This window comes from Nocardioides speluncae, assembly GCF_003121585.1.
Classification (GTDB): domain Bacteria; phylum Actinomycetota; class Actinomycetes; order Propionibacteriales; family Nocardioidaceae; genus Nocardioides; species Nocardioides speluncae.
This window is the reverse complement of record NZ_QEOO01000030.1, coordinates 1-26084: the sequence shown is the minus strand read 5'-3', so window position 1 is coordinate 26084 and position 26084 is coordinate 1. Positions and strand designations below refer to the sequence as shown.

At 69.2% G+C, this 26084-nt stretch carries 21 protein-coding genes; 8 read left to right on the top strand and 13 right to left on the bottom strand.

The annotated features are described in order from the left end of the window. Positions 1–188 precede the first annotated feature (188 nt). The 3 genes from DDV73_RS16430 to DDV73_RS16420 all read right to left on the bottom strand — a co-directional run bounded on the left by DDV73_RS16430 (position 189) and on the right by DDV73_RS16420 (position 2672). On the bottom strand, positions 189–587 hold the full coding sequence (locus tag DDV73_RS16430; RefSeq protein WP_109508352.1) for a nuclear transport factor 2 family protein: 399 nt from the start codon (positions 585–587) through the stop codon (positions 189–191). A 48-nt stretch (positions 588–635) separates the two neighbouring features. Next, complete coding sequence (locus DDV73_RS16425; protein WP_240617324.1) at positions 636–1616, bottom strand: acyl-ACP desaturase; 981 nt, start codon at positions 1614–1616, stop codon at positions 636–638. 270 nt (positions 1617–1886) lie between these two features. Next, on the bottom strand, positions 1887–2672 hold the full coding sequence (locus tag DDV73_RS16420; protein WP_109508350.1) for an alpha/beta fold hydrolase: 786 nt from the start codon (positions 2670–2672) through the stop codon (positions 1887–1889). 104 nt (positions 2673–2776) lie between these two features. Here DDV73_RS16420 and DDV73_RS16415 point away from each other — a divergent pair, with 104 nt between their 5' ends. After that, complete coding sequence (locus tag DDV73_RS16415; RefSeq protein WP_109508349.1) at positions 2777–3439, top strand: TetR/AcrR family transcriptional regulator; 663 nt, start codon at positions 2777–2779, stop codon at positions 3437–3439. Positions 3440–3449: 10 nt separating this feature from the next. Here DDV73_RS16415 and DDV73_RS16410 read toward each other — a convergent pair whose 3' ends face one another. Then, positions 3450–6716, bottom strand: coding sequence for a hypothetical protein (locus DDV73_RS16410; protein WP_109508348.1), 3267 nt, complete (start codon positions 6714–6716; stop codon positions 3450–3452). An 85-nt stretch (positions 6717–6801) separates the two neighbouring features. Beyond that, positions 6802–7551: a tyrosine-protein phosphatase gene (locus DDV73_RS16405; RefSeq protein ID WP_109508347.1), complete on the bottom strand. Its 750-nt coding sequence runs from the start codon at positions 7549–7551 to the stop codon at positions 6802–6804. A 41-nt stretch (positions 7552–7592) separates the two neighbouring features. On the opposite strand from DDV73_RS16405, the gene DDV73_RS16400 reads away from it, so the two are divergent. From DDV73_RS16400 to DDV73_RS16390, 3 genes are all read left to right on the top strand, one after another. Beyond that, positions 7593–8213: an inorganic pyrophosphatase gene (locus DDV73_RS16400; RefSeq protein WP_109508346.1), complete on the top strand. Its 621-nt coding sequence runs from the start codon at positions 7593–7595 to the stop codon at positions 8211–8213. 102 nt (positions 8214–8315) lie between these two features. Next, positions 8316–9071, top strand: coding sequence for a mechanosensitive ion channel family protein (locus DDV73_RS16395; protein WP_206050921.1), 756 nt, complete (start codon positions 8316–8318; stop codon positions 9069–9071). Between the two features lie 124 nt (positions 9072–9195). Further along, positions 9196–9984: a phosphatase PAP2 family protein gene (locus tag DDV73_RS16390; RefSeq protein ID WP_161962427.1), complete on the top strand. Its 789-nt coding sequence runs from the start codon at positions 9196–9198 to the stop codon at positions 9982–9984. On the opposite strand, the gene DDV73_RS16385 is transcribed toward DDV73_RS16390, so the two are convergent. The 7 genes from DDV73_RS16385 to DDV73_RS16355 all read right to left on the bottom strand — a co-directional run bounded on the left by DDV73_RS16385 (position 9974) and on the right by DDV73_RS16355 (position 18671). Then, positions 9974–11227, bottom strand: coding sequence for a calcium-binding protein (locus DDV73_RS16385; protein WP_161962426.1), 1254 nt, complete (start codon positions 11225–11227; stop codon positions 9974–9976). The two genes, DDV73_RS16390 and DDV73_RS16385, sit on opposite strands and share 11 nt — an antisense overlap. Before the next feature lie 76 nt (positions 11228–11303). After that, positions 11304–12599, bottom strand: coding sequence for an SDR family oxidoreductase (locus DDV73_RS16380; RefSeq protein ID WP_109508342.1), 1296 nt, complete (start codon positions 12597–12599; stop codon positions 11304–11306). After that, positions 12599–13837, bottom strand: a complete 1239-nt coding sequence (locus DDV73_RS16375) for a calcium-binding protein (protein WP_109508341.1) — start codon at positions 13835–13837, stop codon at positions 12599–12601. Before DDV73_RS16375 ends, DDV73_RS16380 begins: the two co-directional genes overlap by 1 nt. A gap of 143 nt (positions 13838–13980) precedes the next feature. Beyond that, positions 13981–15264 carry an IS110 family RNA-guided transposase gene (locus tag DDV73_RS16370; protein ID WP_109508340.1) on the bottom strand — a complete coding sequence of 428 codons (1284 nt, stop codon included), beginning with the start codon at positions 15262–15264 and terminating at the stop codon, positions 13981–13983. Between the two features lie 260 nt (positions 15265–15524). Next, positions 15525–16781 (bottom strand): calcium-binding protein, encoded by a 1257-nt coding sequence (locus DDV73_RS16365; RefSeq protein WP_109508339.1) that lies wholly within the window; start codon positions 16779–16781, stop codon positions 15525–15527. 34 nt (positions 16782–16815) lie between these two features. After that, positions 16816–17730, bottom strand: coding sequence for a non-homologous end-joining DNA ligase (gene ligD, locus DDV73_RS16360; RefSeq protein ID WP_109508338.1), 915 nt, complete (start codon positions 17728–17730; stop codon positions 16816–16818). Next, on the bottom strand, positions 17727–18671 hold the full coding sequence (locus DDV73_RS16355; RefSeq protein ID WP_109508337.1) for an ATP-dependent DNA ligase: 945 nt from the start codon (positions 18669–18671) through the stop codon (positions 17727–17729). Before DDV73_RS16355 ends, ligD begins: the two co-directional genes overlap by 4 nt. Before the next feature lie 214 nt (positions 18672–18885). On the opposite strand from DDV73_RS16355, the gene DDV73_RS16350 reads away from it, so the two are divergent. The 3 genes from DDV73_RS16350 to DDV73_RS16340 all read left to right on the top strand — a co-directional run bounded on the left by DDV73_RS16350 (position 18886) and on the right by DDV73_RS16340 (position 21491). Continuing rightward, the gene (locus DDV73_RS16350) at positions 18886–19473 is read left to right on the top strand and encodes a TetR/AcrR family transcriptional regulator (RefSeq protein WP_109508336.1); all 588 of its coding nucleotides are present in this window, start codon (positions 18886–18888) and stop codon (positions 19471–19473) included. Further along, positions 19473–19838, top strand: coding sequence for an SSI family serine proteinase inhibitor (locus DDV73_RS16345; protein ID WP_109508335.1), 366 nt, complete (start codon positions 19473–19475; stop codon positions 19836–19838). The genes DDV73_RS16350 and DDV73_RS16345 overlap by 1 nt, the downstream gene beginning before the upstream one ends. Before the next feature lie 66 nt (positions 19839–19904). After that, a complete protein-coding gene (locus tag DDV73_RS16340) occupies positions 19905–21491 on the top strand; it encodes an alkaline phosphatase D family protein (protein ID WP_109508334.1) in 1587 nt (528 codons plus the stop codon). Positions 21492–21564: 73 nt separating this feature from the next. Here DDV73_RS16340 and DDV73_RS16335 read toward each other — a convergent pair whose 3' ends face one another. After that, entirely contained in the window at positions 21565–24882 is a 3318-nt protein-coding gene (locus DDV73_RS16335) for a S8 family serine peptidase (protein WP_109508333.1), read from the bottom strand. Between the two features lie 220 nt (positions 24883–25102). Here DDV73_RS16335 and ku point away from each other — a divergent pair, with 220 nt between their 5' ends. Beyond that, a complete protein-coding gene (gene ku / locus DDV73_RS16330) occupies positions 25103–25993 on the top strand; it encodes a non-homologous end joining protein Ku (RefSeq protein WP_109508332.1) in 891 nt (296 codons plus the stop codon). The last annotated feature ends 91 nt before the right edge of the window (positions 25994–26084 follow it).

Below are 26084 nucleotides of genomic sequence, written 5' to 3'. Positions count from 1 at the left end.
CCGAGGCAGAAGATCCTGTTCGCAACATTCATACGCCAGCCGAGACACCCGCCGCCAACGCCAATCGACCGCCCTGTGGATAACTCAGAAGAACTGCTCGGCGAGCCGTCGTTGATCGCCACGCCGATCCGGCCCCACCGCACCGCGGCACGGACCAGCTAGGCAGGGGATGCGCAAGTCAGCGACGGTTAGTCGTTGACCGTGTCGCCGTGGCGATGGGCGACCCGCCATTGGCCGGCTTCGCGGCGGTACACCTGAGTCGCACGCAGCGTGTAGGTGCGCGGTTGACCGTCAACCGAAGCGGAAGTGTGCTCCAGGCCTGCTGTGTAGGCCATGTCGCCCACCACATCGAAGGCCTGGAGGTCGAAGGTGTAGGACGTGCAGTCGGAGAAGCTGGCGCCAAGAGAGATGAAGAGCTCGTCGATCTCCTGTTGGCCATGGGCATTGCGCCAGGCACCCAAGACGCTCACGGGCTCGTTGCGGGACCAGAGCGCTCGTCGCGGGGCGGCGTCTCCGTTGTGCAGGGCGAACTCCGCATCGTACAGAGCACCCTCGACCCACGCCCGAAACTCGTCTCGATCGGTCATGCGTTAAGCATCCTCCGGGTCGCGCGATGTGCATACTCCGCGGGTACGTCAGGTCGCGATGTCGGCCGCAAGCCGGGCGGCCTTCTCCTGGTCCGCGTTCGCCGCGACTCGGGCGCGGGTCTCGGCCCGGCGCTCCACGAAGCGAGTGGCCTGGGTGTCGAGCGCCTCCAGGAACCTCGCCAGGTCGTCGCGGGCCTGCTCACCCTCGGCGCCGAGGCCGTCACGCTCGAAGACGCCCCAGTGCCGCAGCACTGGCATCAGCACCTCGTCGTGGTGGAGCCGTAGGTCGTAGATGCCGGCCTTGGCGATGATGATCGAGTTGCGGCGGAAGCCCGCCATCGTGGCACCGGGCATCTCGAAGCCGATGACCTCGTCGGCGATCGCGCGCATGGTGGCGTCGGGCGCGATGTCGAGCGCCGCGGCCACGATGTTGCGGTAGAAGACCATGTGCAGGTTCTCGTCCTTGGCGATCCGGGCGAGAAGCTTGTCGGCGATCGGGTCGCCAGTGACCTTGCCGGTGTTGCGGTGCGAGACGCGGGTGGCCAGCTCCTGGAAGGAGACATAGGCGACCGCCTCCAGCGCGGTCTTGTCGCCCGAGTCGTAGCCCGAGGTCATGTAGTCCATCCGGGCCCGCTCCAGCTCGACCGGGTCCACGCCGCGGGTGACCACGAGGTAGTCGCGCAGCGCCACGCCGTGCCGGTTCTCCTCGGCGGTCCACCGGCCGACCCAGGTGCCCCACGCGCCGTCGCGGCCGAAGCGGGTGGCGATCTCGCGGTGGTACGACGGCAGGTTGTCCTCGGTCAGCAGGTTCGTGAACATCGCTGCCTTGGCGGTACTCGACAGCCGCGACTGCTCCGGGGCGTAGTCCTCACCGCCGAGGAACGCGAAGTCCCGTCCCTCGCTCCAGGGCACGTAGTCGTGGGGATGCCACTCCTGGGCCAGCGCGAGATGGCGGTCGAGGTTCTCGGCCACGACGGGCTCCAGGTCCTCGAGCAGGTGGGCCGGTGTGCTGATCGGAGTGGTCGTCACAGGGGCTCCCTCGGTCGCTGTCCACAGCCTCTTCGCCACCATAGACCTCAGGCGCCAACGCGGATACGCCTTGAACGGGCGGTCTCCTCAGCCCGACATCAGGCCGATGATGCCCAGCACCGTCCCGATGAGCAGTGAGGCGAGGGCGAGCAGGTCCTGCCGAGTCCATCCGGTCCCACTGTCCGCCGACTGGCGAGCGGGCTCACGGTGTCAATCCGTCATCGTCCCACGCGCGGCGCCGCCGGGAGCCGGATTCGGCCGCTCGTGATCTCAGTCGGTGGTGAAGAAGTCGGTCAGGATGGGGAGCAGAACCTTCATGCTGACCATGTGGTCCTGGCCTTCGACGACCACGGCGCGAGCGTCGGGGAGGATGGACGACAGAGTCGTGTGGGTGCCGCGCAGGGTGGCCGGACCTTTGCCGCCGACCAGCAGCAGGGTCGGCACCTTGAGCGCCTGCAGCCGCTCACGCTGGGGCTCGTCCCGGGTGAGGGCGATGTCATACCGCAAGGTCGGGGCCAGTCGTTTCATGGCTGCCCAGCCGGGCATCGCCGGGAGCAGGGCCACGAAGGCACGCGGCATCCCGATACCAGTGAGGAAGCGCCGCATCGCCTTGCCGTTCGCCCCCGCCGCCAGCAGCCGGTCAACCTCCTCGCTGAGCCCGGCGTACTCGACTCGCTCCTCCTCACCGTGGACGTACGACGCGTCGTAGGCAGCGACCTTCGTGACCTTGCCCGGCAGCCGGCGACCGGCCTCGAGCGCCAGGACGGCGCCGGAAGAGTGGCCGTAGACCAGGGCCTCGCCACCCGCCGCATCGACCAGCGCCTCGATGTCGTCGATCTCCCGGTCGATCGACCACGATCCGGCATCGGTGCTGTCGCCGCGGCCGCGGCGGTCGTAGCTGTAGACGGTGAACCTCTTGGCCAGGGCCTTCGCGTCGGATGCGACGGGCAGGAACCGGCGAAAGCAGCTCGCCCCGGTCACCATGATCAGCGCCGGCCCCTCACCCAGCTTGTCGTACGCGATCGTCGTGCCGTCCGGTGACGTAACGGTCTCCACAGCTCCTCCTTCACCGCCCGCAATAACAACACCACTCAGTGTCGTTATTACGAAACTAAACGGTTTAGTTTAGGATGTCAACGTCACCGCATCGGAGGTTGCGCATGAGCTCAGAGACGCCCGGCCGGCGGGGGCGGCCCCCCTCGGACGACAAACGTCGCTCGATCCTCGCCGCAGCCGAAGCGATCTTCCTGCGCGAGGGATACCGCGGAGCGAGCATGGACGAGATCACCTCCCTCGCGAAGGTCTCCAAGCCGACCGTCTACCGGCACTTCGGCAACAAGGAGGACCTGTTCATCGCCTTGGTCTCGGAGATGACGACGATGGCCGGAGATCAGGTCCCCGACGAGCTTCCCGCTCCAAGCGATCTTGACGAGCTTCGCGACCAGCTCGCCACCCACGCCCTCCGACAGCTCGAAGCGGTCCTGACCCCGCGTCTCATCCAGCTCCGGCGAGTCGTGATCGGCGAGGTTCCCCGGTTCCCCGAACTGGCTCAGGTACTGCACGACGCCGGGCCGCAGCGCGCCATCAACACCCTGACCCGGGCGTTCCAGGCTGCCGCAAAGGCAGGGCTGCTGACTGCGCCCCGACCCGAGGTGGTCGGCCGTCAGTTCAACTGGCTGGTCATGGGTGAACCGATCAACCGCGCCATGCTCCTCGGCGATGCCGCCATCCCCACCCGACGGCAGCTCGCCCGCCATGCAAGGCAGTGCGCGGACCTGATCGTCGCCGCCTATGGTGCGGAGCCGTGCACATCGAAACGGTGACCGCGGGCTGTCAGCCGACGAGTGCGGCGCTCACCGCCCTGCAGTAGGCGGCAACCTTGTCCGCCCTGACCTGAGGGTTGCGGCCAGCGGCGCCGTGAGCGGCGCGGGCGAGCTCCTGGATCACCCAGTGCGACGGCGCGAGCTCGCTGAGTTTGTCGTCGAGTGCCTGCGAGTCACTGATGGCGAGGAGTACGGCGAGGGTCTCGGTGAGCTTTCGCCGCGCCAGCAGGATCTCGTGCGCGTTGTACCGGCCGAGGTTGCGGTAGGCGACGAAGGTCGCGGTGTCGAAGAACTGGTCGAGGGTGCTGATCCGGGGATAGCTCGGGTTTCGCTCGTGGAAGGCGAGCAAGGCTGCGGGCATGCCCTTGGTCAGACCGGGCTTGGCGTACCAGAGCACGCCGACCCGGGTCTGGCCGGTGAACACACCGGCGCCCTTCGAGAAGAAGCCGATGTTGACGGTTCGTGGCGAGTACGCCGGAACTCGCGACCCGCTCGGGGCAGCGCGGAGCGGGTCGAGGCTCATGTCGATCCGGATGTCGCACTCGCTCGGCGCGATCGCGATGGCCTTGCCGAGCGAGCTGGTGGCGTCGCCCGGGCCCGAGTCGGCGTCTACGCAGACGATCTCGGTGACCTCGGGGACCCGGAGCAGCTCGACCAGCCCGGTGTTCTCCCAGTGCCCGCCGTCGGTGAGATACAGGTAGGGGTCGTCGAGGTCGTGGATCCCGAAGAACTCCTTGAACAGGTAGCCGAGCCCGGTGCGCGGATACCGCAGCTCGGGCTCGTCCTGCAGGCCGGCCGCCTCGAGCTGGGTGACGAAGCGCGGGTTGGCGACCCAGACACCGAGCCGGATGTTGAAGAACGTCAGCAGCATGCTGGTCGGCCCGATCCGGATCCTGCCCATCGCCGGCGAGACCGCGGCGCTGGAGATCGCCACAGCGAGCATCGTGGTCACCCGCTTGCCCAGCTTGTTGCCGAGTCGGTCGACGACCTTGGTGGACGCGGCGTACTCGAGCGTGTTGCCTCGGCCGTCCTGCGGCAGATGCAGCGTGACCCGGTCGGGGTCGAAGGTCACACTCAGCGCCGGCGTGCCGTAGTGCGTCCGCACGGCGCGCGAGGAGACCGTGCCGGTCGTGCAGACGACCAGCGGCGTGCGCGCCTCCGTGCCGACACCGTTGAAGGCGGACAGGCCCGGTTCCCGGAGGCTCTTCTCGTCTCCGGCGAGGTTGTCGTTCTCGTAGGCGCGAACGCTCTGCCGGCCGTCATCGCTCGCGGTCCGGTACGTCGCGTAGGCCAGCCGCAGCTTCCCGCGGTAGAAGGGCGCGAGCGACCACCGCTCGGGGCTGACGGCGAGCTGCAGGAAGGCCAGCAGCGCAAGCGCCGCGACCCAGTTCCAGCCCGATCTCCAGTCGGTCAGGTCCTCGCCCGCCCAGCTAACCCCGTGCTGGGCCGCACTCCAGGTCGCGAGAGCCGCGAGGCAGAGCGCGACCACCAGGAAGGCGAGTCCGCCGAGCATGGGCGCGAACCGAGCGGCGGGCTTCCTGAGGATCCTGACCACCGACCCGATCACGCCGGCCGCTCCGGCGGCGGCGGCGAACTGTGCGGGCAGCGACAGATAGGCCACCGCGCCGACGAGCTCGACGAAGCCCCACAGCGTCAGGGCAAGCACCGCGCCCAGCCCGAGCGCGCCGTACGCCGCGCCCTTGAGTCCCCGCATCAGGGTCCGCGCCCACGCATGCCGCTTGGCCGGACCGATCAAGAACTGGCCGGCCCCGACCCATGCCATCAGGAACAGGAATCCGATGGCCAGGAAGGACAGGCCGGGCACGGCCATCGAGTGCTCCGTGACCAGGTCGTGGAGCGCGCCCTTCTCGAGGTCGCCGTTCTGGTCGGCCAAGCCACGCAGGGCCCAGCCGACCGGCCGGGTGATCGCCCACAGCATGCTGAGCAGGACGATCGTGTTGACGGTGAGGCCCGCGATGACCGTGGCATACGCAGCTGGACGGTACGGCGCGGTGGCGACGGGCTGGTCGCCTTCGCGGCCGGCCTGCCGCGTCGCGTTGGGCGCGGCCGGGTCGGTGGCGGACCCGCGGGGCTGGTTCGACGCGAGGTAGCCCAGGTTGTCGACCAGGTGCCGCTCCTCGATGGTCAGCCAGCCGCTGTCCTGCATCTGCCAGGGCTGGGTGTCCAGCGAGCCGAGCGGCACCCGTTCCGCGTTCCCGCCGTCGTCATGGGTGTAGCCCGACCGGGAGATGCTCCAGCCCGCGGCCATGTTCGATCCGCCGGAGACGGCGGTGACCTGGTGCGCCGTGGTCCACCCGAGGGTGCCGTCGCCATCCAAGACCTGGAGCGCGCCGAGGCTGATCGAGGATGCGCGGATGCCGCCACCGGAGAGCGCGATCCCGTGCGCCGGGTCGTTCCTCGGGATCGCCTCGCGGACGATCTGGGTGCCTTCGGGCGCGCCGGGCGTGGCCTCGTCGGCCACCTTGGACTCCTCGGTCTCCGAGGTCTCGTTGACGGACTTCTTCGCATAGGCCGGCAGCGCCCAGGAGGCGAGCCGCACCCAGCGCGGGGTGGACCACCACGCGAAGGCACCGGCGAGTGCGTAGCCGATCGCGACGAGCAGGAGTGCGAACTTCGCCCACGCGCAGACCGCGGCGAACAGCCACGGCCGGTCACTCCCGCCGGCGTTCAGCATGAGGATGTTCTCGACGACGTCCAGCGCACCGGCGACGACAACCGCGATCACGACGTACTTGCGTGCCCGCCGCATCGCCGGGAGGCGGAAGTAGGCGCCGGCCCAGAACGCGATCAGGGCCAGCAGCAGGACGTAGGCCGGGATGAACCAGAAGTCCTGATGGACCGCGGAGGTGAACGCGTCGTCGCAATCACACGCGTCCCAGGCCTTGCTGCTGCCGGCCAGCTCGATCTCGAGGATCGACTTCGTCTCGCCCTTCATGCTCGCCGCGTCGCCGAAGTGCGCTGCGACCAGGGCAGTGAGCACCAGCGCGGGCCAGCGCAGTCGGGGAGGGCGGACGTGCAGCTGCTTCTGCATGCGGGTGGTCGACACGAGCGCGACGACGGTGAGCGCGGCGCTGACCAGAAGCAGAATCACCCAGACCGCGGTCGGGCCGGTGTCGCCTAGATAGTCCGGCAGCAGCGACGCCACGGCGACCACCGCGATGCCGAGCAGCAGCCAGTAGACGCGGAGCCAGTAGTGGAAGGAGACATCGGTCGTTGGGCTGAGCCCTTTGGTCGGTGGGTCGGTGACGTTGACCATGGCGTGCCTCCGCGCGTCAGTTGACTGCCCGACTTGTCAGTCTGGCGAGGTTCCGACGGGCGTGCACGGAGATCGGCCGTTTTCGTTACCCGACGAGCTGGGCGGCCAGGCGGTCCAGGGTGGCGGCGGAGACGCCGTTCGCGCGGAGGTACGCCGCGAACGAGCCGTACCTCTCGCGAACGTGGGCTAGCAGGCGGTCCATGGTCTCGGCGTACGGCGCGAAGTGGCTGGGCGGGTAGCTGCGGTAGAGGTCGGGCGCGGCGGCGATGCTGGCGAACCGGCCGATCAGCTGCTCCATGGACGCGCCGGTGAGGACGTAGTCCTCGATGATGTCGTCGTCGCGGACACCGAGCGCGCCGAGTACGACGGCGGCCAGGACGCCGGTGCGGTCCTTGCCGGCCGCGCAGAAGAAGACGCCGGGGAGCGCGTCGGCGCCGGCCAGCCGCTCCACTGCCCTGGCGATCACGGCACCCGAGACCTCCAGCATCGCGGCGTACTGCTCGAACATCCGGGTCGGGGAGCGGTCGGGGTTGGCCACCGCCCGGGGCGCGTCGATCGGCACGGGTCCGCGCGAGGTGACCGGGAGGTGCTGCCGGTCTGCGACGCGCTGCGCGAGCGCACCGACTCCCCCGGCCTCGATCTCGGCGGTGCTGCGCAGGTCGACCATGGTCCGGATGCCCACCTCGCCGACCGCGCGCTCGACGTCGGCATCGGTCAGCAGGTGGACAGAGTCGGCGCGGAACAGCCGGCCCCAGCGCACCTCCCGCCCGTCGCCGGTCCGCCAGCCGCCGAGATCGCGGAAGTTGAAGGAGCCTTCGAACTCCACTCTTCGCATACGGCCGACCCTAGTGTCGTCAGTCTCTAGACTGATCGACCGTGACGGACTTCACCCAGTGGCGACCTCATCCCTGGCACGGCGTCGAGCCCGGCCCGGAACCGCCGGTCATGGTCACGGCGTACATCGAGATCACCCCGTTCGACGTGGTGAAGTACGAGGTCGACAAGCCGACCGGGTACCTCAAGGTGGACCGGCCGCAGATGACGTCGTCCTCGCCGCCGACGCTGTACGGCTTCATCCCCCAGACCTACGCCGGCGACCGGGTCCGCGACCTGTGCCCGGGCGCGACCAGTGGTGACGGCGACCCGCTCGACGTCTGCGTGATCTCCGAGCGCCCGATCGACCGTGCCGACATCCTGCTGACCGCGCGCGTGGTCGGCGGGCTGCAGATGGTCGACCACGGCGAGGCCGACGACAAGGTGATCGCGGTGCTGGCCAAGGACCCGATCTGGGGCGACGTCCAGGACCTGGTCGAGCTCCCGACAGCGCTGGTCAACCGCCTCGTGCACTACTTCGAGACCTACAAGATCACCGGCGGCGAGGTCCCTCCTGTGACCATCCAGCGCCGCTACGGCCGGGAGCACGCGTTCCGGGTGATCGAGGCGTCGATGCAGGACTACGATGAGACATATGGGACATCTGTGACGTCTGAGGCATGACCTCAACCCTTGATTGAGCGTTAACTCCCGGCAGATGCGAATGCATCTGTGACATCGGGGCACTGCCCTGAATGTCCGATTCCCTTCTCGGGAGGAGTTCTCATGAGCCAACCGATGGCTATCGACTGGGAGGGCGGGCTCGACGACGCCTGGACCTCCGTAGCCAGCTTCGTACCGAAGCTGCTGGTCTTCCTCGTCGTCCTGTTCGTCGCCTGGATCGTCGCGAAGTTCGTCGCCAAGGCGGTGGGCATGATCCTGGAGCGGGTCGGGTTCACCAAGCTGCTCGACAAGGCCGGTGCCGACGACGTACTCAGAAACGCACAGATCAAGCCGATCTCGCTGATCACCAAGCTGGTCTACTACTTCGTCCTGCTGATCGGGCTGCAGCTCGCGCTGAGCGCCTTCGGTCCGACGAACCCGGTGAGCAAGATCGTCAACGACATCGTCGCCTGGCTGCCGAAGGCCCTGGTCGCGATCGTGATCGTGGTGGTGGCCGCAGCGGTCGCCAACGCGGTGAAGGACATCCTCGGCGCGACCCTGGGTGGCCTGTCGTACGGCGGGTTGCTGACCAAGATCGTCGGCGGATTCATCGTGGCGCTCGGTGTGATCGCGGCGCTGAACCAGGTCGGCGTCGGGCTCTCGGTCACGCTGCCGGTGCTGATCGCCGTACTCGCCACGATCGGCGGCATCCTCGTCGTCGGTGTCGGTGGCGGGCTGATCTTCCCGATGCGGCAGCGCTGGGACGGCTGGCTGAACCAGCTCGAGCAGGACACCCGCGCCGCACGGTCGAGCAACGGCTCGGGCGCACCCCGGTCGGGTGGCGTGAGCGCGGCCGGCGCGACGACCTACCGCAAGTAGCCCAAACGGGGCGCGGATCTTCGCCGAGGGCCACCACCACGGGGTGGCCCTCGGGGAAACTTTCGGGGGCGACTCGGGGGTTATCCGGGTGCTTCAGTTGGTCATATTTGTCAAGATGAACTTCATGGCTTCTGCAACAGTCGTCGACGCCAGGCGCACGGGGGTGCGACGTGGGGTCATGGAGTTCGGGATCCTCGGGATTCTGTACGTCGCTTACAGCGCCAGCCGCACGCTTGCGAGCGAGAACGTCGGCGCCGCCAAGGAGCGCGCCGCCTGGCTGCTCAAACTCGAGCGGGGCTGGCACCTCGATGTGGAGCGGACGATCACCGGCTGGTTCGTCGACATCAACTGGCTCGGCCTGGCCGGCAGCTACTTCTACGCCACCGCCCACTACCTAGTCACGCTGATCGTCCTGGTCTGGCTCTACCTGCGCCACCCCGATGTCTACAGCCCGGCCCGGCGAGCGCTGGTCGTCGCGACCGTGCTGGCACTCGGCCTCTACCTGCTGATCCCGATGGCTCCGCCCCGGCTGGTCGGCTACACCGACGTCCTCAAGCTGCATGCCGCCTCCGGCTGGTGGGGCGGCGACGCCTCCGCGCCGAAGGGCCTCGGCGGGCTCACCAACCAGCTCGCCGCGATGCCGTCACTCCATGCCGGCTGGGCGCTGTGGGTGGCGGTCGCGGTCACCTGGGCCGGCGTACACGTGTTCTGGCGACGGCTCGCCTGGACCTACGCCTTCGTGTCGGTGTTCGTGATCATCGGCACCGGCAACCACTGGGTTCTCGACGCCGTGGCCGGGTGGCTGGTCATCGGCTACGCGCTCTGGCTGTTCCGGCCCAACAAGCCGGAGGAGCTGTCGCCCACCCGGGAGGTTCCCGAATGGGCGACACCGCAGGACGACGTCAGTCGCTGATCTCGCAGTCGTCCTCGTCCTCGATCGAGACACACCGGTCCTCGCCGTCGCCTCCCCAAGCGGTGTCGGTCCCAGCGCCGCCGTCAAGGTGATCGTCGAAGCGAGAGCCATGGAAGAGGTCGTTGCCGCCGTACCCGTACGCCGCCAGCGGGCCGCTCGACGAGTGGTCCATCCAGATCCGTTCGGGCGCGCTGGTGCCGTGGAAGGTGAACCGCGCGTCCGACCAGGAGATGTCCTCGACTCCGGACACGCGCAGCGTCGTGGTCGAGCTCCCCTCGATCGTGGTCACGCCGGACCGTAGGTCGATCGTCGTCGGGGCGGCGACGCGCAGATGGGGTTGGAGGAAGTCCTTGCCGTCGCCGCCTTGGACCTCGGCTCCGGACTGGCTGGTCCAGTACTCCCAGATGAGGTCATCACCAGGCCCGGCGAAGATCCGGTCCGCGGACGCACCGCTGTCGTAGATCTCGTCGGGGCCACTGCCTCCGGAGATCGTGTCCACACCCTTGTTCGCCTCAATGATGTCGGCCCCGGCGCCGCCGAGCAGGCGGTCGGCATCGGCACCCTCCCCGCGCGAGAACGTCCAGGGATTCTGGTGGTCGGACAGCTTGTCGTTGCCGCCACCGCCCTCGAGTACGTCGGCACCGGCGTACCCGTAGAGGGCGTCGTTCCCGGCACCTCCGATCATCCGATCGGCGAACCGGGATCCCACCACGGCGACCTTCCTCGTGCTGGTGAGCCGGTCGGTGCCCTCGCCAGCGACCCGCCCACGGGACAGGTCGACACGCACCCCGCGGGCGGCGGAGGCGTAGACGATCAGGTCGTACTCGTTCTCGTTACTCCCGGCGCGCTTGTCGTACCCCGGGACGATCAGATCGTCGCCGGGCCCAGGCAGGAAGACGTCATTGTTGATGGTCCAGGGCGACCCGTCGGTGACGATGCTGCCCAGGCCGCCGTCGAACTTGTCATTGCCGGGCCCGCCGAAGATCCGGTCCGCGCCCGCCTTCCCGCAGATCAGATCGTTGCCGCGCAGGCCCTTGATCACATCGTCGCCGCCGAGACCGACGATCACGTCCGGACCGTTGGTGCCGAAGATCCGGTCGTCACCAGGGGTGCCGACGATCGTGGCCTTCTTTCCGAAGCAGGTCGCGGCTGGCGCGGGCCCAGCCGCGACCGGGAGCGGCGCGATGAGCGCGGCGGTAGCTGACAAGACGGCGAGCGTGGCAAGTACGGCGAGTCTCTGCATCGTTCCTCCGTGAGGACGGGTCGGCTGGCTGTGCATCGCACGCTAGCCACACCGACTGACAAAAACCTGACAGGGGTCAGCCGTTGACCTCGCACGAATCCCGATCGAACGTCTGCTCGACCGAAATGCAGCGGTCCACCCCGCCGTGAGTGTGGGCCGAGTCGGTGCCGGCGCCGCCGTCGATGAAGTCGTCGCGGGCCGAGCCGCCGAACTCGTCGTCGCCGCCGTACCCGTAGGCCCGCAGGCGCCCTCGCAGTTCAATGTCGGTCGGGCCGATGAACTCGTCGGCGTCGGTGCCGTGGAACGTCAGCGCCCCACCATCCCACCACTCCAGCGACTCCACGCCCACGACCTGCATCGTCGTGGTCGCAGCACCGTCGATGGTCGTCACGCCCGATCGCAGGTCGATGGTCGTCGGCGGGTAGACCCGCTTGCCGTCCTGCCAGAACCTCAGGTCCGGCCACAGGGTGTCGTGGCCCGAGCCGCCGTCGACAGTCGCGCCCCGCCCCCGGACCCAGTTGTCCTGGATGAAGTCGCCTCCTGGTCCGCCCAGCACGATGTCCGGCGAGTCCCCGAAGGACCGGAGCTCGTCGCGCCCCGGCCCCCCGATCAGTACGTCGATGCCGCCCCGCGACTCGATCCGGTCACCGTCGCCACCCTCGAGACGGTCGCGTTCCCGTCGGTCACCGTTGGCGACGGCGTCCGGGCTGGTGTGGTCGAAGAGACTGTCGTTGCCACCGCGGCCCAGGAGGATGTCCGGCCCGCCATGCCCACGGAAGTGGTCCGCGCCCGGCCCACCCAGCATGACGTCTCCCTGGCTTGACCCGGTGACGGCAACCCTCGCTCCGGCCAGCAGGTCGATGCCCTCCCCCGTGATCCGGCGGTTGGGGATGTCGACGCGCACGGACTTGAGCGAGTTCGCGTAGCTCACGTGGTCGGGTAGGTCGAGGGTTGTCGCCCGTCTGTCGACACCCAGAACCAGGTAGTCGTTGCCGGGTCCGGGCAGGAACACGTCGTGCTCGACGCCCCACGCCTCCTCACCGTCGCCCGGGCTGATGTCGACGAGCTTTCCCTTCCCGCCGTTGAGGCTGTCCCGGCCCGGACCGCCGGACAACCGGTCTGCGCCGTAGTTGCCGCAGATCAGGTCGTCGCCGCCACGGCCCTTGATCACGTCGTCCCCACCCCGGCCGACGATCACGTCCGGGCCGTCGGTGCCGAAGAGCCGGTCGGTCTTCTCGGTGCCGACGATCGTGGCCTTCTTGCCGAAGCAGGTGGGTACGGCAGCTGCCGCGCCTCCCGCTGCGGGCGCTGTCAGCATCGCGAGCAGCAACGCGGCCCCGGTCCAGCCTGTGCATCGCTTGAAGTCGCGCATCACTCGATCACCTCACAGCGGCCCTCGAACTCCTCGATCGACACGCAACGGTCCCGGCCGCCGCTCGGGAAGGCATAGTCGGTGCCCAGCCCGCCGTCCAGACGATCGTTCCGCTCGGATCCCTCCAGCCGGTCGTCGCCGTCGTACCCGTAGGCCACCAGCCGCCCGCTGCCGTACTGGCTGACGGTCTCGTCAGCGGCAGTGCCGTGGAAGGTCAGGTCGCCCACCCAGCGGAGCACCTCGATGCCCGCGATCTCGACAGTAACCGGCGTCGTGGCGTGGATCGTCGCGACGCCCGAGCGGAGATCGACGGTGCTCGCCGGCAGGTACTCCTTCCCGTCCCTCCGGAACGCCAGGCTCGGATAGACCTCGTCGCGGCCCGGTCCACCATCGACCACGGCGCCGCTCCGGGAGGTCCAGTACTCCTGGAGCGAGTCGTCCCCCGCGCCGAGCAAGACCTCGTCGTCCGTCCTTCCTCCGTCGTAGACGACGTCGTTGCCGTCGCCTGCTTCGAGGTGATCCGAGCCCGGACCTGCGGTGAGGGTGTCGTGGCCGGCGCCACCGAGCAGCCAGTCCTGGTCCGCCGTCCGCCCCAGACCCACCACGTCGTCGTAGAGGACGTCATTGCCGCCAGCGCCGATGAGCTTGTCGGGACCGCCGGCGCCCCAGAAGTGGTCGGCCCGCGGGCTGCCTCGCATGGTGTCACGGTACGGCGAGCCGACGAACGCGACGTTGGTCTCGGTGAGCCGGTCGGTGCCGAGGTAGGGCGCGGTCACGGTCTTGGCCGTGGCGTTCACCGTCACTCCGCGTGGCGAGTCGGCGTAGCTCACCCGGTCCCGCGGATCGTTGACCGCGCGGTTGTCGTGCATCGCATTGACCAGGTCGTCGCCGGTACCCGGGTAGATGACGTCGCCGACGACGTATTCCCCACCGCGGTCGAGGTGGTACGTGCCGAACCCGCCGTTGATCTTGTCGTGCCCGACCCCGCCGAAGATCGCGTCGGAGCCGGCGCCGCCGCAGATCACGTCGTTGCCGCGGCCGCCCTTGATCACGTCCTCGCCGCCGAGACCGACGATGACGTCCGCACGTCTGGTGCCGACCAGGCGATCGGCACCCTTGGTGCCGACGATGGTGGCCTTCTTGCCGAAGCAGGTAGGCGCGGCCTGGGCGGTCGCGGGTGGGAGGACGAGGAGTCCGGCTACGGTTGCGGTGGTGGCGAGTACGGCGAGTCTCAGCATGCTGCTTCCCCCAAGAGAGTGACGGACGTGTCACTGGGTTAGATGCAGCGTTCGCGCCGAAAGTTCTAGTCCGAGAATGGCGGTGACCAGGCAGGCGGCAGCTTCCGGCGGAGCGCAGCGGAGCCGGGAAGGTCGTTGCTGGGTTAGGCGGCGGGTTGGAGGGTGACGTGGTAGCCGAGGGCTTGGAGGCCTCGGACGTGGCTGCGGCGTTTGGCGGTGGTGGAGACGTGGCGGTCGTAGTGGTCGGGTCCGAGGTCGTGGAACCGTGCGTCGGTGTCGGACTGCAGGTGCCAGATGATCACCAGGATGGATCGTCCGACGGCGACGATGGCCTTCTTCTTCCCGCGTCGTCGGACGATGCGTCGGTAGCGGGCGCCGAGGAAGGTATCGGTCCGACCGGCCGCTACGGCGGCCTCGCCGAGGACGCGGGCCAGGTAGCGGTTCCCTTTCCCGGTCGAGCCGTTGCCCTTGTTCTTGCCGGCGCTGGACTTGATCCCGGGCGCGAACTTCGCCCACGAGGCCAGGTGCCCGGGGGTGGGGAACCGGGTCATGTCGGTGCCGATCTCGGCGATGATGATCGCGGCTGCGGTCGGTCCGATCCCGGGGATCTGGTCCAGCCGGGCGACCGCGTCACCGAAAGGGGCCAGATGGTCCTCGATCTGGGCGTCGAGTGCGGTGATATCGGCGTCGACGGCGTCGATCCGGGCTAGCATCCGGGCCAGCAGGAACCGGTGATGCTCGTCGAAGGTGCCGACCTTGAGCCCGGCGAACGCTTCCTCGAAGAGCCCGATCTTGGGTCGCATCCGGGTTCGGGCCAGGTCGGCGAGCTTCTTGGGGTCGCGTTCCCCGGCGATCATCGCGGCCATCATGTCCCGGCCCGATACTCCGTGGATGTCGGAGGCAACCACAGAGAGCTTGATGCAGGCGTCCTCGAGGAGCTTTTCGACCCGGTTCTTCTCCGCGCCGCGGACCCCGACCAGGTCGACCCGGTACCGGGTCAGGTCCCGCAGCCGGCGGATTGGTGGCGGGGGCACGAAACTGGCGCGGAGCATCTGGCGTTCGGCGACCTTGCACAGCCACACCGCATCGAGCACGTCGGTCTTCGGGCGCCCGGGTAGGTGCTTGACGTCCTTGGCGTTGACCAGCCACGGGTCCAGGCCGTGGGCCTGGAACAGGTAGAACGGTGGCCGCCAGTAGTCGCTGGTGGCCTCCATCACCACCCGCTCGACCCGCAGGTCGACCAGCCGCTCCGCCAGGTCGCTCAGCGCACCGACCATCGTGGTGTGCGTGGTCACCTCCTGCACCCGACGCTTGCCGCCATCGGGCGCTGGGAGGCGGACACAACACACGATCTCGGCCTTGCCGATGTCCAACGCCGCTACCCGTTCGATGATCTGCTCATCGTCTTGTGATTCAGCGAAGACCATCACCTGCTCCCTTCCATCGGTTCGGTCACTCCTGGGTGCGACCGCCCGGGGGAACCGCCAGGGCAACAAGCGAATCTAGTCCTCGCGCTCACACCGACCACCGTCACCGGCGACCGGATCGGCAGCATTGAAGGGCCCACCACGCGGTTCCCGCACCCGGCTAGCCGACGGCCTCGCAGGACCATAGGGACAACGGCGTCACCGGACGGCCGCAGCACCATTCTCAGCCCGGAACGGGCGCCCAACCAGGGGCACTTTGGCTAGCCGTTGGACTCGCAGTCGAAGGCGTTCTCGATCGCGACACAGCGGTCCTGGCCACCGCCCACGTGCGCGGAGTCCTCACCGCCGGCGCCGTCCACCACGTCGTTGCCACCGTCGGCGAAGAAGACGTCGTCGCCGGCGTACCCGTTGGCCACCAGCCGGATGCCGAACCCGAAGTTGCTGACGATGTCGTCGGCGCCGGTGCCGTGGAAGCGGAGCGACATGTCCCGGACAGTGAGGTCCTCGACGCCGCTCAGCCGGGCGGTGACGGTGGTGCGGCCCACGAGCCGTGAGCTCCCGGACCGGAGGTCGACGGTGAGCCGGGCGGTGTCGCCGGAGCGCAGCCGCGGACGGAGCGTGACGTCGTCGCGGCCCGAGCCACCGGACACGGCCGACCCGGCGCTCAGCACCCAGTAGTCCTCGACCCGGTCCGAGCCCGGTCCGGCGCTGATCCGGTCCGCCGACCGGCCGAAGTCGTAGAGCGCGTCGGACCCGTCCCCACCCACCAGCGAGTCGCGCCCACCGCCGGCGTACACCGTGTCGTGTCCGGCGCCACCGTCGAGCGTGTCGCGGTCCTGATCGGTCGACCAGTAGTACGACGGTCCGTCGGCCAGCGTGTCCGCGCCGCCGTTCCCGCGCAGGGTGTCGCCCCCGCGGCCGCCGTCGAAGTCGTCCCGGCCGGCTCCGCCGATCATCCGGTCGGCGAACCGAGATCCGACGTACGCCACGACCGCGGCCTTGCCGCCCGGGCGGGGCACGATCCGGTCCCGGCCGTGCCCGGTCACCTGGTGCCGGGCGACGTCGACGGTGACCGCCTTAGGTGCGTCGCTGTACACGATCCGGTCGCGGCGGGCGTTGACCACGCGGTTGTCGTAGCCCGGCCGGATCACGTCGTTGCCGGAGCCCGGCCAGATGACGTCGTGGAGCACGTCCGGGCCGTGGGTCGGCGGGCCCTGGTCGGCGACGTAGGTGCCGAAGCCGCCGTCGATCCGGTCGTGCCCTCCGCCGCCGTACAGCCGGTCGGCCCCTGAGTCGCCGCAGATCAGGTCGTTGCCACGGCCGGCCTTGATCACGTCCTTACCGCCGCGCCCGACGATGACATCGGCGGCGTCGGTCCCGACCAGCCGGTCGGCGCCCTTGGTTCCGACGATCGTGGCTCGTTTGCCGAAGCAGGTGGGGGCGGCGGCGCTCGCGGTCGCGGGGACGGCGAGCAGGGCCGCGGTCAGGGCGGCGACGACTGCTACTGGAAGCTTCATGCGGCCCCTCCTGCCCAGGATCACCGCACGGCAATCACGCGAACAGGTCGCCGTACTCCTGAACCCGCTCCAGAACCTCCTCCATCCGAGTCTGCTCCAGCCCGAACTCGTCGTCGGCGCCCTCCTCGATCTCGTCCCAGGTGTGTGGCGTGGCCACCCAGGGCTTCTCCTTCCCGCGCAGCGAGTACGGCGAGATCGTGGTCTTGGAGCCGGCGTTCTGGGACCAATCGAGGAACACCTTGCCGCGGCGCTGGGACTTGGTCATCGTGGCGGTCACCAGCTTCGGGTGCTCGCCCTGCAGCTCCTCGGCAACCTCCTTGGCAAGCGTGCTGGTGCCCTCGGAGTCCAGCTTGCCGGGCAGCTCGGCGTACAGGTGCACGCCCTTGCTGCCGCTGCTCACCGGCTTGGCGTCGAGCTTCCGCTCGGCGAGCTTGTCGCGGACCAGGAGCGCGACCTGGCAGCACTCGTGCAGCCCCGCCGGCTCGCCCGGGTCGAGGTCGATGACCAGTCGGTTGGGGCGCTTCGGGCGGCCGTTGCGGCCCACGGTCCACTGGTGCACGTGCAGCTCCAGCGCGGCCAGGTTGACCAGCCAGGTGAGGGTTGCCAGGTCGTCGACGATCGGGAAGGTGAGGGTGCCGGACTCGCCCGACGCGGTCCGGCTGCCGGTCGTCGACACCTCGACGGTGTGCACCCACGATGGCGTACCGGCCGGCGCGTTCTTCTCGAAGAAGCTCATGTCCTGCACGCCGTGCGGCCACCGGATCCGGGTCACCGCGCGGTGCGCGAGGTGGGGCAGCAACACCGGCGCGACCTGGGCGTAGTAGTTGAGCACCTCCCCCTTGGTGGTCCCGGTCTGCGGGTAGAGGACCTTCTCCAGGTTCACCAGGGTCAGCGTGCGGCCCTCGACGTCGACGCGTACCTCGGTTCTGCCCCCTGATGACTTGGTCATTGGTCTTCTCCTAGGAGGCCGGCTTCAAGCAGGTCGGTGGGGGTGAGGTCGTCGCGGACGCCGCGGTACGCCGGCTGCCGCAACCGCCCCTGTCCGCCGAGGCCGAGCGACTCCACGTCGATCACGATCACCGGCTCGACCCACCGGGTGCCGAGCGCGTCGACCTTCGGCACCTCGTTGGCGAACGGACTGGTCGGCCTAGCGAGCGGCTCCAGCAGCTGTTTGAGGAGCGGCCCGACCTTGCCGGCGATGCCGCTGCCGACCCGCCCCCGGAAAATCAGGCCGTCGGGTGTCGGCTCGCCGACGAGTACGGCGCCGAGCCGGCTGGTCGAGTCGGTCTCCAGCCGCCAGCCACCCACGACCCACGAGGTGCGCCGGCGGTGCGGGAACTTCAGCCAGTGCGGGCTGCGGGCACCGAAGTCGTAACGCGAGCTGCGGCGCTTGCTCACGATCCCCTCCAGCCCCTGCTCATCGGTCGCCCGCAGCAGCATCGCGCCGTCGTCGTACACCGTGGGCACCTGCCAGGACACGTCGGCGAGGTCCAGCGACGCCAGCAGCTCGCGCCGGGTGTCCAGGCGCTCCCGGTCGAGCGCCCGGCCGTCGATGCGGAGCACGTCGAAGATCAGGTAGGTCACCGGCACCCGCTCCATCAGCACGCTCAGCCGTCGGGTGTCGCGGACGTGCATCCGCTCGGCCAGCGCGGCGAAGCTCGGCCGGCCGTCGGCGAACGCCACGATCTCGCCGTCCAGCAGCAGGTCGCGGCCGGCCAGCCCGTGCAGCTCCGGGTAGCCGCCGGTCACGTCGTTCTCGTTGCGGCTGGTCAGCCACATCCGGTCCTTGCGGCAGTCAGCGAGCGCGCGGACGCCGTCCCACTTGACCTCGTGCAGCCACTCCCCCGTCGTCGGGACGTGATCGCCACGGGTCGCAAGCATCGGACGCATGAGGCAATCATGCCCACCCCGGCCACCACCCGCGGCGGCACCGCTCGCGGGGAGGCCCTTTTCGGTTTGGTGATCCAGGTGTCACTACGAACCGGCGAGATGACACACCTGGATCACCAAAAGAGATTCGCCCTCCCTCAGGCCGGGTCACGCGAGCGCCGTGCCTGTGGATAGCGCCTGCGCCGGTCGCGTCGGTTCGGGTACACACAACGCCATGCCCCGAAACTTCGACACCGGCCTCCGCGCCGACCTGCTCTACGACGCGATCTGCCAGCTGATCGCGCAGGGCGGCGTGGGCGCGGCGACCACGCGAGGAGTCGCCCGGACGGCCGGCCTGAGTACCAGCTCGCTGCGTCACCACTTCGACGACCGCGGCCGGCTGCTCCGCTATGTGCTGACCCGTGCGACCCGGTCGTTCGGACCACAGGGGTGGATACCCGCGCCGGGAGACCCGAGGCGAGGACGCTCGATGGCGCACTCATTGCTCAAGGGCCTGCTTCCCTTGGATGAGAACAGCTACCGCAGTGCGGTGGTCACCGGAGACCTGATCGCCGCCGCCCGCACCGATCCGACCCTGGCGGCCGCAGCCGAAGGTGCCGAACACCGGCTCGCCGAGCTCTGCGAGCTCGCACTGGCCTGGTTCCGCTGGGAGACGTCTGCTGAGCTCGACGAGATCGAGCTGGCCCACCTCCAGGCCGTGGTCGACGGACTCCGCCGCAGGCTCTGCGACCCGCACGTGCCGCTCGACCACGACCTCGCGTGCGCCGTGCTCCAACGGCATCTCGACCTGATGAGCGATTGATGAGCGATGCTGTGGTGGTGACCGAACAGACCGCAGCCGCCAGCCTGCTCACCATCTCGGTCAGCGACGGGCCGGGCCTGCCGGTCGTCAGCTGGACGCTGACCTGCGATCCGCCCGGCGGCAGCCATCCCGACGCCGCCGCGGCTGCGGCGACCCTCGACGAGATCCTGGACTCCGGCGTGGACCCGTTCGCACCGGTACCGGCGGACATGATGTGCACCCAGCAGTACGGCGGCCCCGAGACCGCCACGATCACCGGCACCTGGCGCGGCCGCGCCGTCCACGCGTCGTACAAGCTCACCGACGGCTGCGAGATCGGCCGCTGGCGCCGGCTGCGGGCGGTGCTGACGCCGCCTGCCGGCTAACGGACGGCCCCGGGATTTCCCCAGCGGTCAACGCCACCGACAACTGACGGCCCTAGCCTGCTCGCCATGATCTCCCCTGCCTCCCACCCCAGCCAGGCGGCGATGGGCCGCCGCAGCATGCTCGGCGTCGCCGGCGGTGTCGCCGGCCTGGCCGCCCTTGCCCAGCTACCGGTCGGCCGGTCCGAGGCCGCGCCGCGGCCTGCCGGGGGCGACTACCCCTTCACGCTCGGCGTGGCCAGCGGCGACCCCACCCCGGACGGGATGGTGCTGTGGACGCGGCTGGTGCCGAAGCCGTTCGAGGCCGGCGGCGGGATGCCGCGGCGCAAGGTCGCGGTGCAGTGGCAGATCGCCCGCGACGCCCGGTTCCGGCATGTGGTGATGGAGGGCCGCAGCTGGGCCCTGCCGGAGCTCGCGCACTCGGTACACGTCGAGGTGGAAGGCCTGGCGCCGGACCGCGAGTGGTTCTACCGGTTCCGCTACCGCCACGATGTCTCGCCGGTCGGCCGCACCCGCACCACCCCGCGCCGCACCGGCCGGCACGCGGCGATGAGCTTTGCGTTCGCGTCCTGCCAGGACTGGGCCAGCGGCTACTACTCGGCCCTCGCCCACCTCGCCGAGGAGGACCTCGACCTGGTCCTGCACCTCGGCGACTACGTCTACGAGGGCGGGATCCCGGCCGATGGCGGCTACCGCAAGACGCCGGTGCCTGCGGTGCTGCAGACCGCGCCGCGCGACGTCGAGCGGTGGCGGATGCAGTACGCGCTGTACAAGTCCGACCCGGACCTGCAGACCGCGCACGCCCGCTTCCCGTGGCTGGTGACCTGGGACGACCACGAGGTCCAGAACGACTACGCCAACACCCAGTCGCAGTACGAAGGCGACATCACCGCGCTCCGCACCGCGGCGTACCAGGCCTGGTACGAGCACCAGCCGGTACGGCGTCCGGCCAACCTCGCCGAGCCGCGGATCTACCGCCGGGTGAAGTGGGGTGGGCTGGCGCAGTTCGACCTGGTCGACGGCCGGCAATACCGCTCGATCCCGCCCTGCGGCTGGGGCGAGGCCGACGCCTGCGACGCGGCGTACGACCCCGCGGTCACGATGCTCGGCAAGGACCAGGAACGCTGGCTGTACGACGGCCTCAAGAGCTCGGAGGCACGGTGGGACGTGCTGGCCAGCAACGTGATGGTCGGCCGGCTCGATCACGACGGGACCGCCGGCGACCTGCTCTGGCACGACGCCTGGGACGGCTTCCCGGCCGCCCGCAACCGGCTGACCCGCGCCTGGCAGCAGGCCGGCACCCGCAACCCGGTCGTGCTCACCGGCGACTGGCACTCGACGTTCGTCAACGACATCCACGCCGACTTCGACCGCCCGGACTCGAAGCTGCTGGCCACCGAGTTCGTCGGCACCTCGCTGAGCAGCAACGGCGACGGCGAGGTCTACGGTCCGTACTACGGCCCGATGATCAAGTTCAACCCGCACATCAAGTTCTTCGACGGCGACCGCCGCGGCTACGTCCGCTGCCGCCTGGACCGCGACGAGCTGCGCACCGACCTGCAGATGGTCACCACCGTCAGCCGCCGCGACGCACCGAAGTACACCCACGCCTCCTTCGTCGTCGAAGACGGCCGCCCCGGCGCCCACAAGCTCTAAGAACGAGCCGAGGGCGGCGACCTGGCTGGTCGCCGCCCTCAACCCACCCGAAGGGGTGGGACCCCTCCCGTTCCTAGGGTGTGATGGCGACCGGCGTCCGGACGATGGTCTTCCCGGGTACACCGGTCGCGGTCATGGTGGTCGTGACGGTACCGGTGCCAACGCTGACCCCATTGATCAACATCGAGTACGTCGCGGTGCCACCGGGCGCCGGATCGGTCGATGTCACCCGCTGGTCGCCGGTCGGCAGCACTGCCACCATGTCGCCCTGGCCCGCCTCGTTCTCCGCGCCGACCAGGAACGGCTGGCCGTTCGGGTCGGCCGGCAGGTTGGCCGGGTTGTAGGCGAAGGTGATGTCCTGCGTCCCGTTGACGCCGATCCAGGTCTGGAACGTCCGGTTGCTCGTCGTACCGAACACGTTGACCTGGTACTCCACGACGATCCAGGTGTTCACCCCGTCGGTCAGGGTGGCCACGAAGACACCCGGCGCACCGGTGCCGTCGAGGTCGGTCCAGAACGGCGCCAGCATGTTGTTCGGCGGCGCCGGGTTGGCACCCGCCGGCAGGTCGCAGCAGTTGTTGTCCTGCGAGGTGCCACCGCCGGCCAGTACGTAGCCGTTGGAGTCGATGCCGAACCGGGTGTACGACTTGCCGTTGTAGGAGAACGCCGGCGAGTTGAAGTTGATGATCTCCTCGTCCCCGATGGGGATCGGCGTGACTCCGAATGACGACAGCGGGATGTACCCGAACAACGCACCCGGGTCCACGCTCGGCACGCCCAGCTTGGCACCGGCCAGGGTCCGGAGTGGCAGGTGTGCCGTCCGCAGGTCGGGCTGCTGGGCGCCGGTCACGTCCTCGATCGTGAGGTGGTTCGACACCTTGGACGTGATTTCGATGGCCTGGCTGTCGAAGGAGTTGTTGGTCGCCACGACGTCACACGTGGTCTGGTCGCCCTTCGGAATCGTCGGCGGGATGCACGACTGGCTGAGCGCGACCGTGCCCTGGGTGTGGATCCACGCGACCGGCAGGTGCATCTGCCTGAACGCGGGGTTCGTGGCCGTGATCTTGATCTGGCCGAACTGCTGTACGCCGATCGGCGCGTCGGTTTCGATCGTGATGGTCAGGTTCCGGCTCGCTCCGCTCTTCAGCTTGAACGTCTTCGGGAAGACCGTGATCTTCGAGCCCGCCGGGGCGCTCGCCACGACGTTGAAGGTCAGCTGCTGGCCGGTGACGTTCTTGACGTTCCGGGTCGTGGTCAGCTGACCGGGGAGCACCGGCGCGTTGATCGACGGCAGGTTGAGGTCGACCGCGTGCACCGGATCGCCCGTCAATGCGGCGTAGTCCGCAGCGCTCTCGTCGAAGGTCAGCGGCGCGAGGTTGGCGCGTTCGAGGTTGATCCGGCCCGCACCCATGTCGAACGGGTCAGCCGGGGTCACCAGGTCCTCCTTGAGTACGCCGACGATCGAGTTGGTCATCAGCGCGGACTTGATCTGGCCCGGCGTCCACGTCGGGTGGGCGGCGTTGAGCAGGATCGCCGCGCCCGCCACGTGTGGCGAGGACATCGAGGTGCCCGCGATCGCCTGGAATAGCTCTCCAGGCGGGCCGCCTGCCACGTCCTCCGGGGTCGGCGTGTGGCCGGCAAGGATCTGGACACCGGGCGCGGTGACGTCGGGCTTGATGAACTTCCCGGCCGGTCCGCGCGAGGAGAACGCCGCCATCACGTCGCCGCGCCCGTTGCGCTTCACGCCGGCGGTGAACGAGCCGGTGACGCCGGTGTGGCTGTTCATGAAGGCGACGAAGTCCGTGCCGTCGGCGAGGTGGGTGGTCGGCAGCCAGTGGTTGTCGGTCTCCACGTCGGCCAGCGTCGGGTTGTAGAGGACCATGCCCGCGGCACCGCCCTGGAGGACGTTGAAGCCCTTCTGCACTCGGCCCGGTCCACCACCGCGCTGGCAGGCCACGATCATGCCCGTGAAGGTGCCGGGCGCGGCCGGGGCGCTGCAGATGTTGTTGCTGTACGGCGGGGCCGAGCTCAGCACGACCGGGAGCGGCCCGGCACCCGCGGTGATCGACGAGCCGTCGGCGGTGAAGGTGTCACCGTTGCCGGCGGTCAGCGACAGCGTGTTCGCAAACTCACGCTTCTGGGTGGAGGCGGCGACCGTGGTCACCCACGGAGAGAGGTGGTTGGCCGTCCCGGCGCCCGGGCCCGCGTTGCCGGCCGAGGCGGCGACGAAGACGCCCGCGGCGTACGCGTCGAGGAAGGCCAGCTCGACCGGGTCAGTCAGCGGGTCGGTGCCACCGGAGATCGAGAAGTTGATGACCTCGACGCCGTCCAGGATCGCCTGGGCGACGGCTGCGGCGGAGTCGGACGAGAAGCAGCCCTGGGGTCCGCACACCTTGTACTCCATCACCCAGGCACCCGGCGCCATGCCGGCGATCGGGCCGCGGTTGACGCCGAAGACCGGCGCGCTGTTGACCACGCCACCCGCGGACGTCGAGGAGGTGTGGGTGCCGTGGCCGTTGCTGTCACGGGCGGTACCGGCGTACGTGTCGTCGCCGATCGCCGCGTCGTAGGTGTCGGTGAAGTGCGCGCCGCCGATCAGCTTGTTCTGGCAGACGAACACGTCGACTGCCGGGGTCAGCGGGTTGTCGCCGTAGTTGCACTCACGGGCCGGGGCGGGCGGGGCGGACAGGGTGCCGTTGTCGGCGTACGACGGGTGCTCGGGCCAGATGCCGCTGTCGAGGTTGCCGTAGATCACGCCCTTGCCCGCAGTGGCCCGCCCGCCGAGGGCGTTGTACACCGGCTGGGTGTTGAGGAAGGCCGCGCTGGCGTCGGTCTGCAGCTTGTTCAGCTGGTCCTTCTGGACCGCCACGACGCCGTCGATCTTGACGATGTCCTTCACCTTGTTGGCCGGCACCAGCGCCGACAGCCCGCCGTACACCACCCGCTGGCTGCCGCTGACGTCGGCTTTCGGGGCCACCTTCGCGAGCTCGCTGGTAACCGCCTGCTCGGTGCTCTTCATGTACGCCGTGTAGTCGCGCGCCGCCTGGGACTTCAGGTTGAGGTCCTTGCCGGTCTTGGCCGGACTGGTTGCGGCGAGCCCCTCGATCCCGCCGCGGTAGCTGGCGAGCGCGTCGTGGTCGAGCTTGATCATCACCGGGACCAGCGTCGAGTCGGTGCGCTTCAGCAGGCCCGGGCTGGACTTGGCGAGCGCGGCCGAGGCGGACTTGAAGCCGTCGACGCGGCCGCTCGGCGTGAGGGACGTCGCGGTGAGATCGCCCGGGTCGGGCGCAGAGCTGGAGGCGGCGAGGCCATTACCGCTCGTGGTGGCGAGGAATGCGAGTGGAAGGAGTAATGCGGCGGTGGCAGCGAGACTCCTGGAACGAAGGTGCATGATGCCGTCTCCCCAAGTATTTGGCAGGCGCGGAAGCGCACCGGCCGGATACCAGGGGGACATTCCCGGGTCTCGGTGATGTGTCCGCTTTGGGCACCGTCATCCTTCGCTTGCCCATGAGTGGTCTCAATAGCCAGACCGGGCTGGCCCAGACGTGCCTGGGGTCCCCGGGAACCCGAGTTGCTGGAATGAGTTCCTGAGACCTGAGAGTCTGTCTGGTATGCGCGCGATCTGGAAAGGTGCGGTGTCGTTCGGGCTGGTCAGTGTGCCGGTCAAGCTCTACTCCGCCACCGAGAGTCACGATGTGTCGTTCCGGCAGGTACACGCCAAAGACGGCGGTCGGATCAAGTACCAGCGGGTCTGCTCGATAGACGGCGAGGAGGTGGCGTACGCCGACATAGCCAAGGGCTATGAGACCGAGGACGGCGAAATGGTCATCCTCTCCGACGACGACATGGCCGAGCTGCCGTCGACGTCGAGCCGTGAGATCGCGGTGGAGAAGTTCGTACCGAGCGACCAGATCGACCCGATGCTGTTCGAGAAGAGCTACTACCTCGAGCCGGAGAAGTCCGGCGCCAAGCCGTACGCGCTGCTCCGGCAGGCGCTGACCGACGCCGACCGGATGGCCGTGGTCACCGTCGCGCTGCGGCAGCGGACCACGGTCGCCGTACTCCGGGTGCGCTCGTTCGCCAGCGGCGACGTGATCGTGCTGCAGACCATGATGTGGCCTGACGAGGTCCGCGTCCCCGACTTCAAGATCGAGGCCGGCGAGGTCAAGGACGCCGAGGTCAAGATGGCGCACATGCTCGTCGACACGCTGTCGGGCGACTTCGACCCCGATGAGTTCGAGGACGACTACGCCGGCGCCGTCGAGGCCCTAGTGAAGGCCAAGGTCGAGGGCGGTGAGGTCAAGAAGACCGAGACTGCGGTGAAGTCCTCCGGCGAGGTCGTCGACCTGCTCGCGGCGCTGCAGCGCTCGGTCCAGGCGGCCAAGTCCGCACGCGGCGAGGAGTCCGACGACGACGCCGGCGAGGCGGACGAGAAGCCGGCCGCGAAGAAGCCTGCGAAGAAGGCCGCCGCCAAGAAGACCGCGAAGAAGAAGGCAAGCTAGTGTCCCGAATTTGAAGTTCGTTGAATAAGTCGGCCGAGCTTGCCGAGGATCTGTTCGGCGGTCTTGGTCCACACGAAGGGCCTCGGGTTGG

What these genes read in the sequence shown, in the direction of transcription:
- DDV73_RS16430 (WP_109508352.1), bottom strand. Translation starts at nt 587, where the DNA reads ATGACCGATCGAGACGAGTTTCGGGCGTGGGTCGAGGGTGCTCTGTAC.
- DDV73_RS16415 (WP_109508349.1), top strand. Translation starts at nt 2,777, where the DNA reads ATGAGCTCAGAGACGCCCGGCCGGCGGGGGCGGCCCCCCTCGGACGAC.
- DDV73_RS16410 (WP_109508348.1), bottom strand. Translation starts at nt 6,716, where the DNA reads ATGGTCAACGTCACCGACCCACCGACCAAAGGGCTCAGCCCAACGACC.
- DDV73_RS16405 (WP_109508347.1), bottom strand. Translation starts at nt 7,551, where the DNA reads ATGCGAAGAGTGGAGTTCGAAGGCTCCTTCAACTTCCGCGATCTCGGC.
- DDV73_RS16395 (WP_206050921.1), top strand. Translation starts at nt 8,316, where the DNA reads ATGAGCCAACCGATGGCTATCGACTGGGAGGGCGGGCTCGACGACGCC.
- DDV73_RS16390 (WP_161962427.1), top strand. Translation starts at nt 9,196, where the DNA reads ATGGCTTCTGCAACAGTCGTCGACGCCAGGCGCACGGGGGTGCGACGT.
- DDV73_RS16385 (WP_161962426.1), bottom strand. Translation starts at nt 11,227, where the DNA reads ATGCAGAGACTCGCCGTACTTGCCACGCTCGCCGTCTTGTCAGCTACC.
- DDV73_RS16380 (WP_109508342.1), bottom strand. Translation starts at nt 12,599, where the DNA reads ATGCGCGACTTCAAGCGATGCACAGGCTGGACCGGGGCCGCGTTGCTG.
- DDV73_RS16375 (WP_109508341.1), bottom strand. Translation starts at nt 13,837, where the DNA reads ATGCTGAGACTCGCCGTACTCGCCACCACCGCAACCGTAGCCGGACTC.
- DDV73_RS16370 (WP_109508340.1), bottom strand. Translation starts at nt 15,264, where the DNA reads ATGGTCTTCGCTGAATCACAAGACGATGAGCAGATCATCGAACGGGTA.
- DDV73_RS16365 (WP_109508339.1), bottom strand. Translation starts at nt 16,781, where the DNA reads ATGAAGCTTCCAGTAGCAGTCGTCGCCGCCCTGACCGCGGCCCTGCTC.
- ligD (WP_109508338.1), bottom strand. Translation starts at nt 17,730, where the DNA reads ATGACCAAGTCATCAGGGGGCAGAACCGAGGTACGCGTCGACGTCGAG.
- DDV73_RS16355 (WP_109508337.1), bottom strand. Translation starts at nt 18,671, where the DNA reads ATGCGTCCGATGCTTGCGACCCGTGGCGATCACGTCCCGACGACGGGG.
- DDV73_RS16350 (WP_109508336.1), top strand. Translation starts at nt 18,886, where the DNA reads ATGCCCCGAAACTTCGACACCGGCCTCCGCGCCGACCTGCTCTACGAC.
- DDV73_RS16345 (WP_109508335.1), top strand. Translation starts at nt 19,473, where the DNA reads ATGAGCGATGCTGTGGTGGTGACCGAACAGACCGCAGCCGCCAGCCTG.
- DDV73_RS16340 (WP_109508334.1), top strand. Translation starts at nt 19,905, where the DNA reads ATGATCTCCCCTGCCTCCCACCCCAGCCAGGCGGCGATGGGCCGCCGC.
- DDV73_RS16335 (WP_109508333.1), bottom strand. Translation starts at nt 24,882, where the DNA reads ATGCACCTTCGTTCCAGGAGTCTCGCTGCCACCGCCGCATTACTCCTT.
- ku (WP_109508332.1), top strand. Translation starts at nt 25,103, where the DNA reads ATGCGCGCGATCTGGAAAGGTGCGGTGTCGTTCGGGCTGGTCAGTGTG.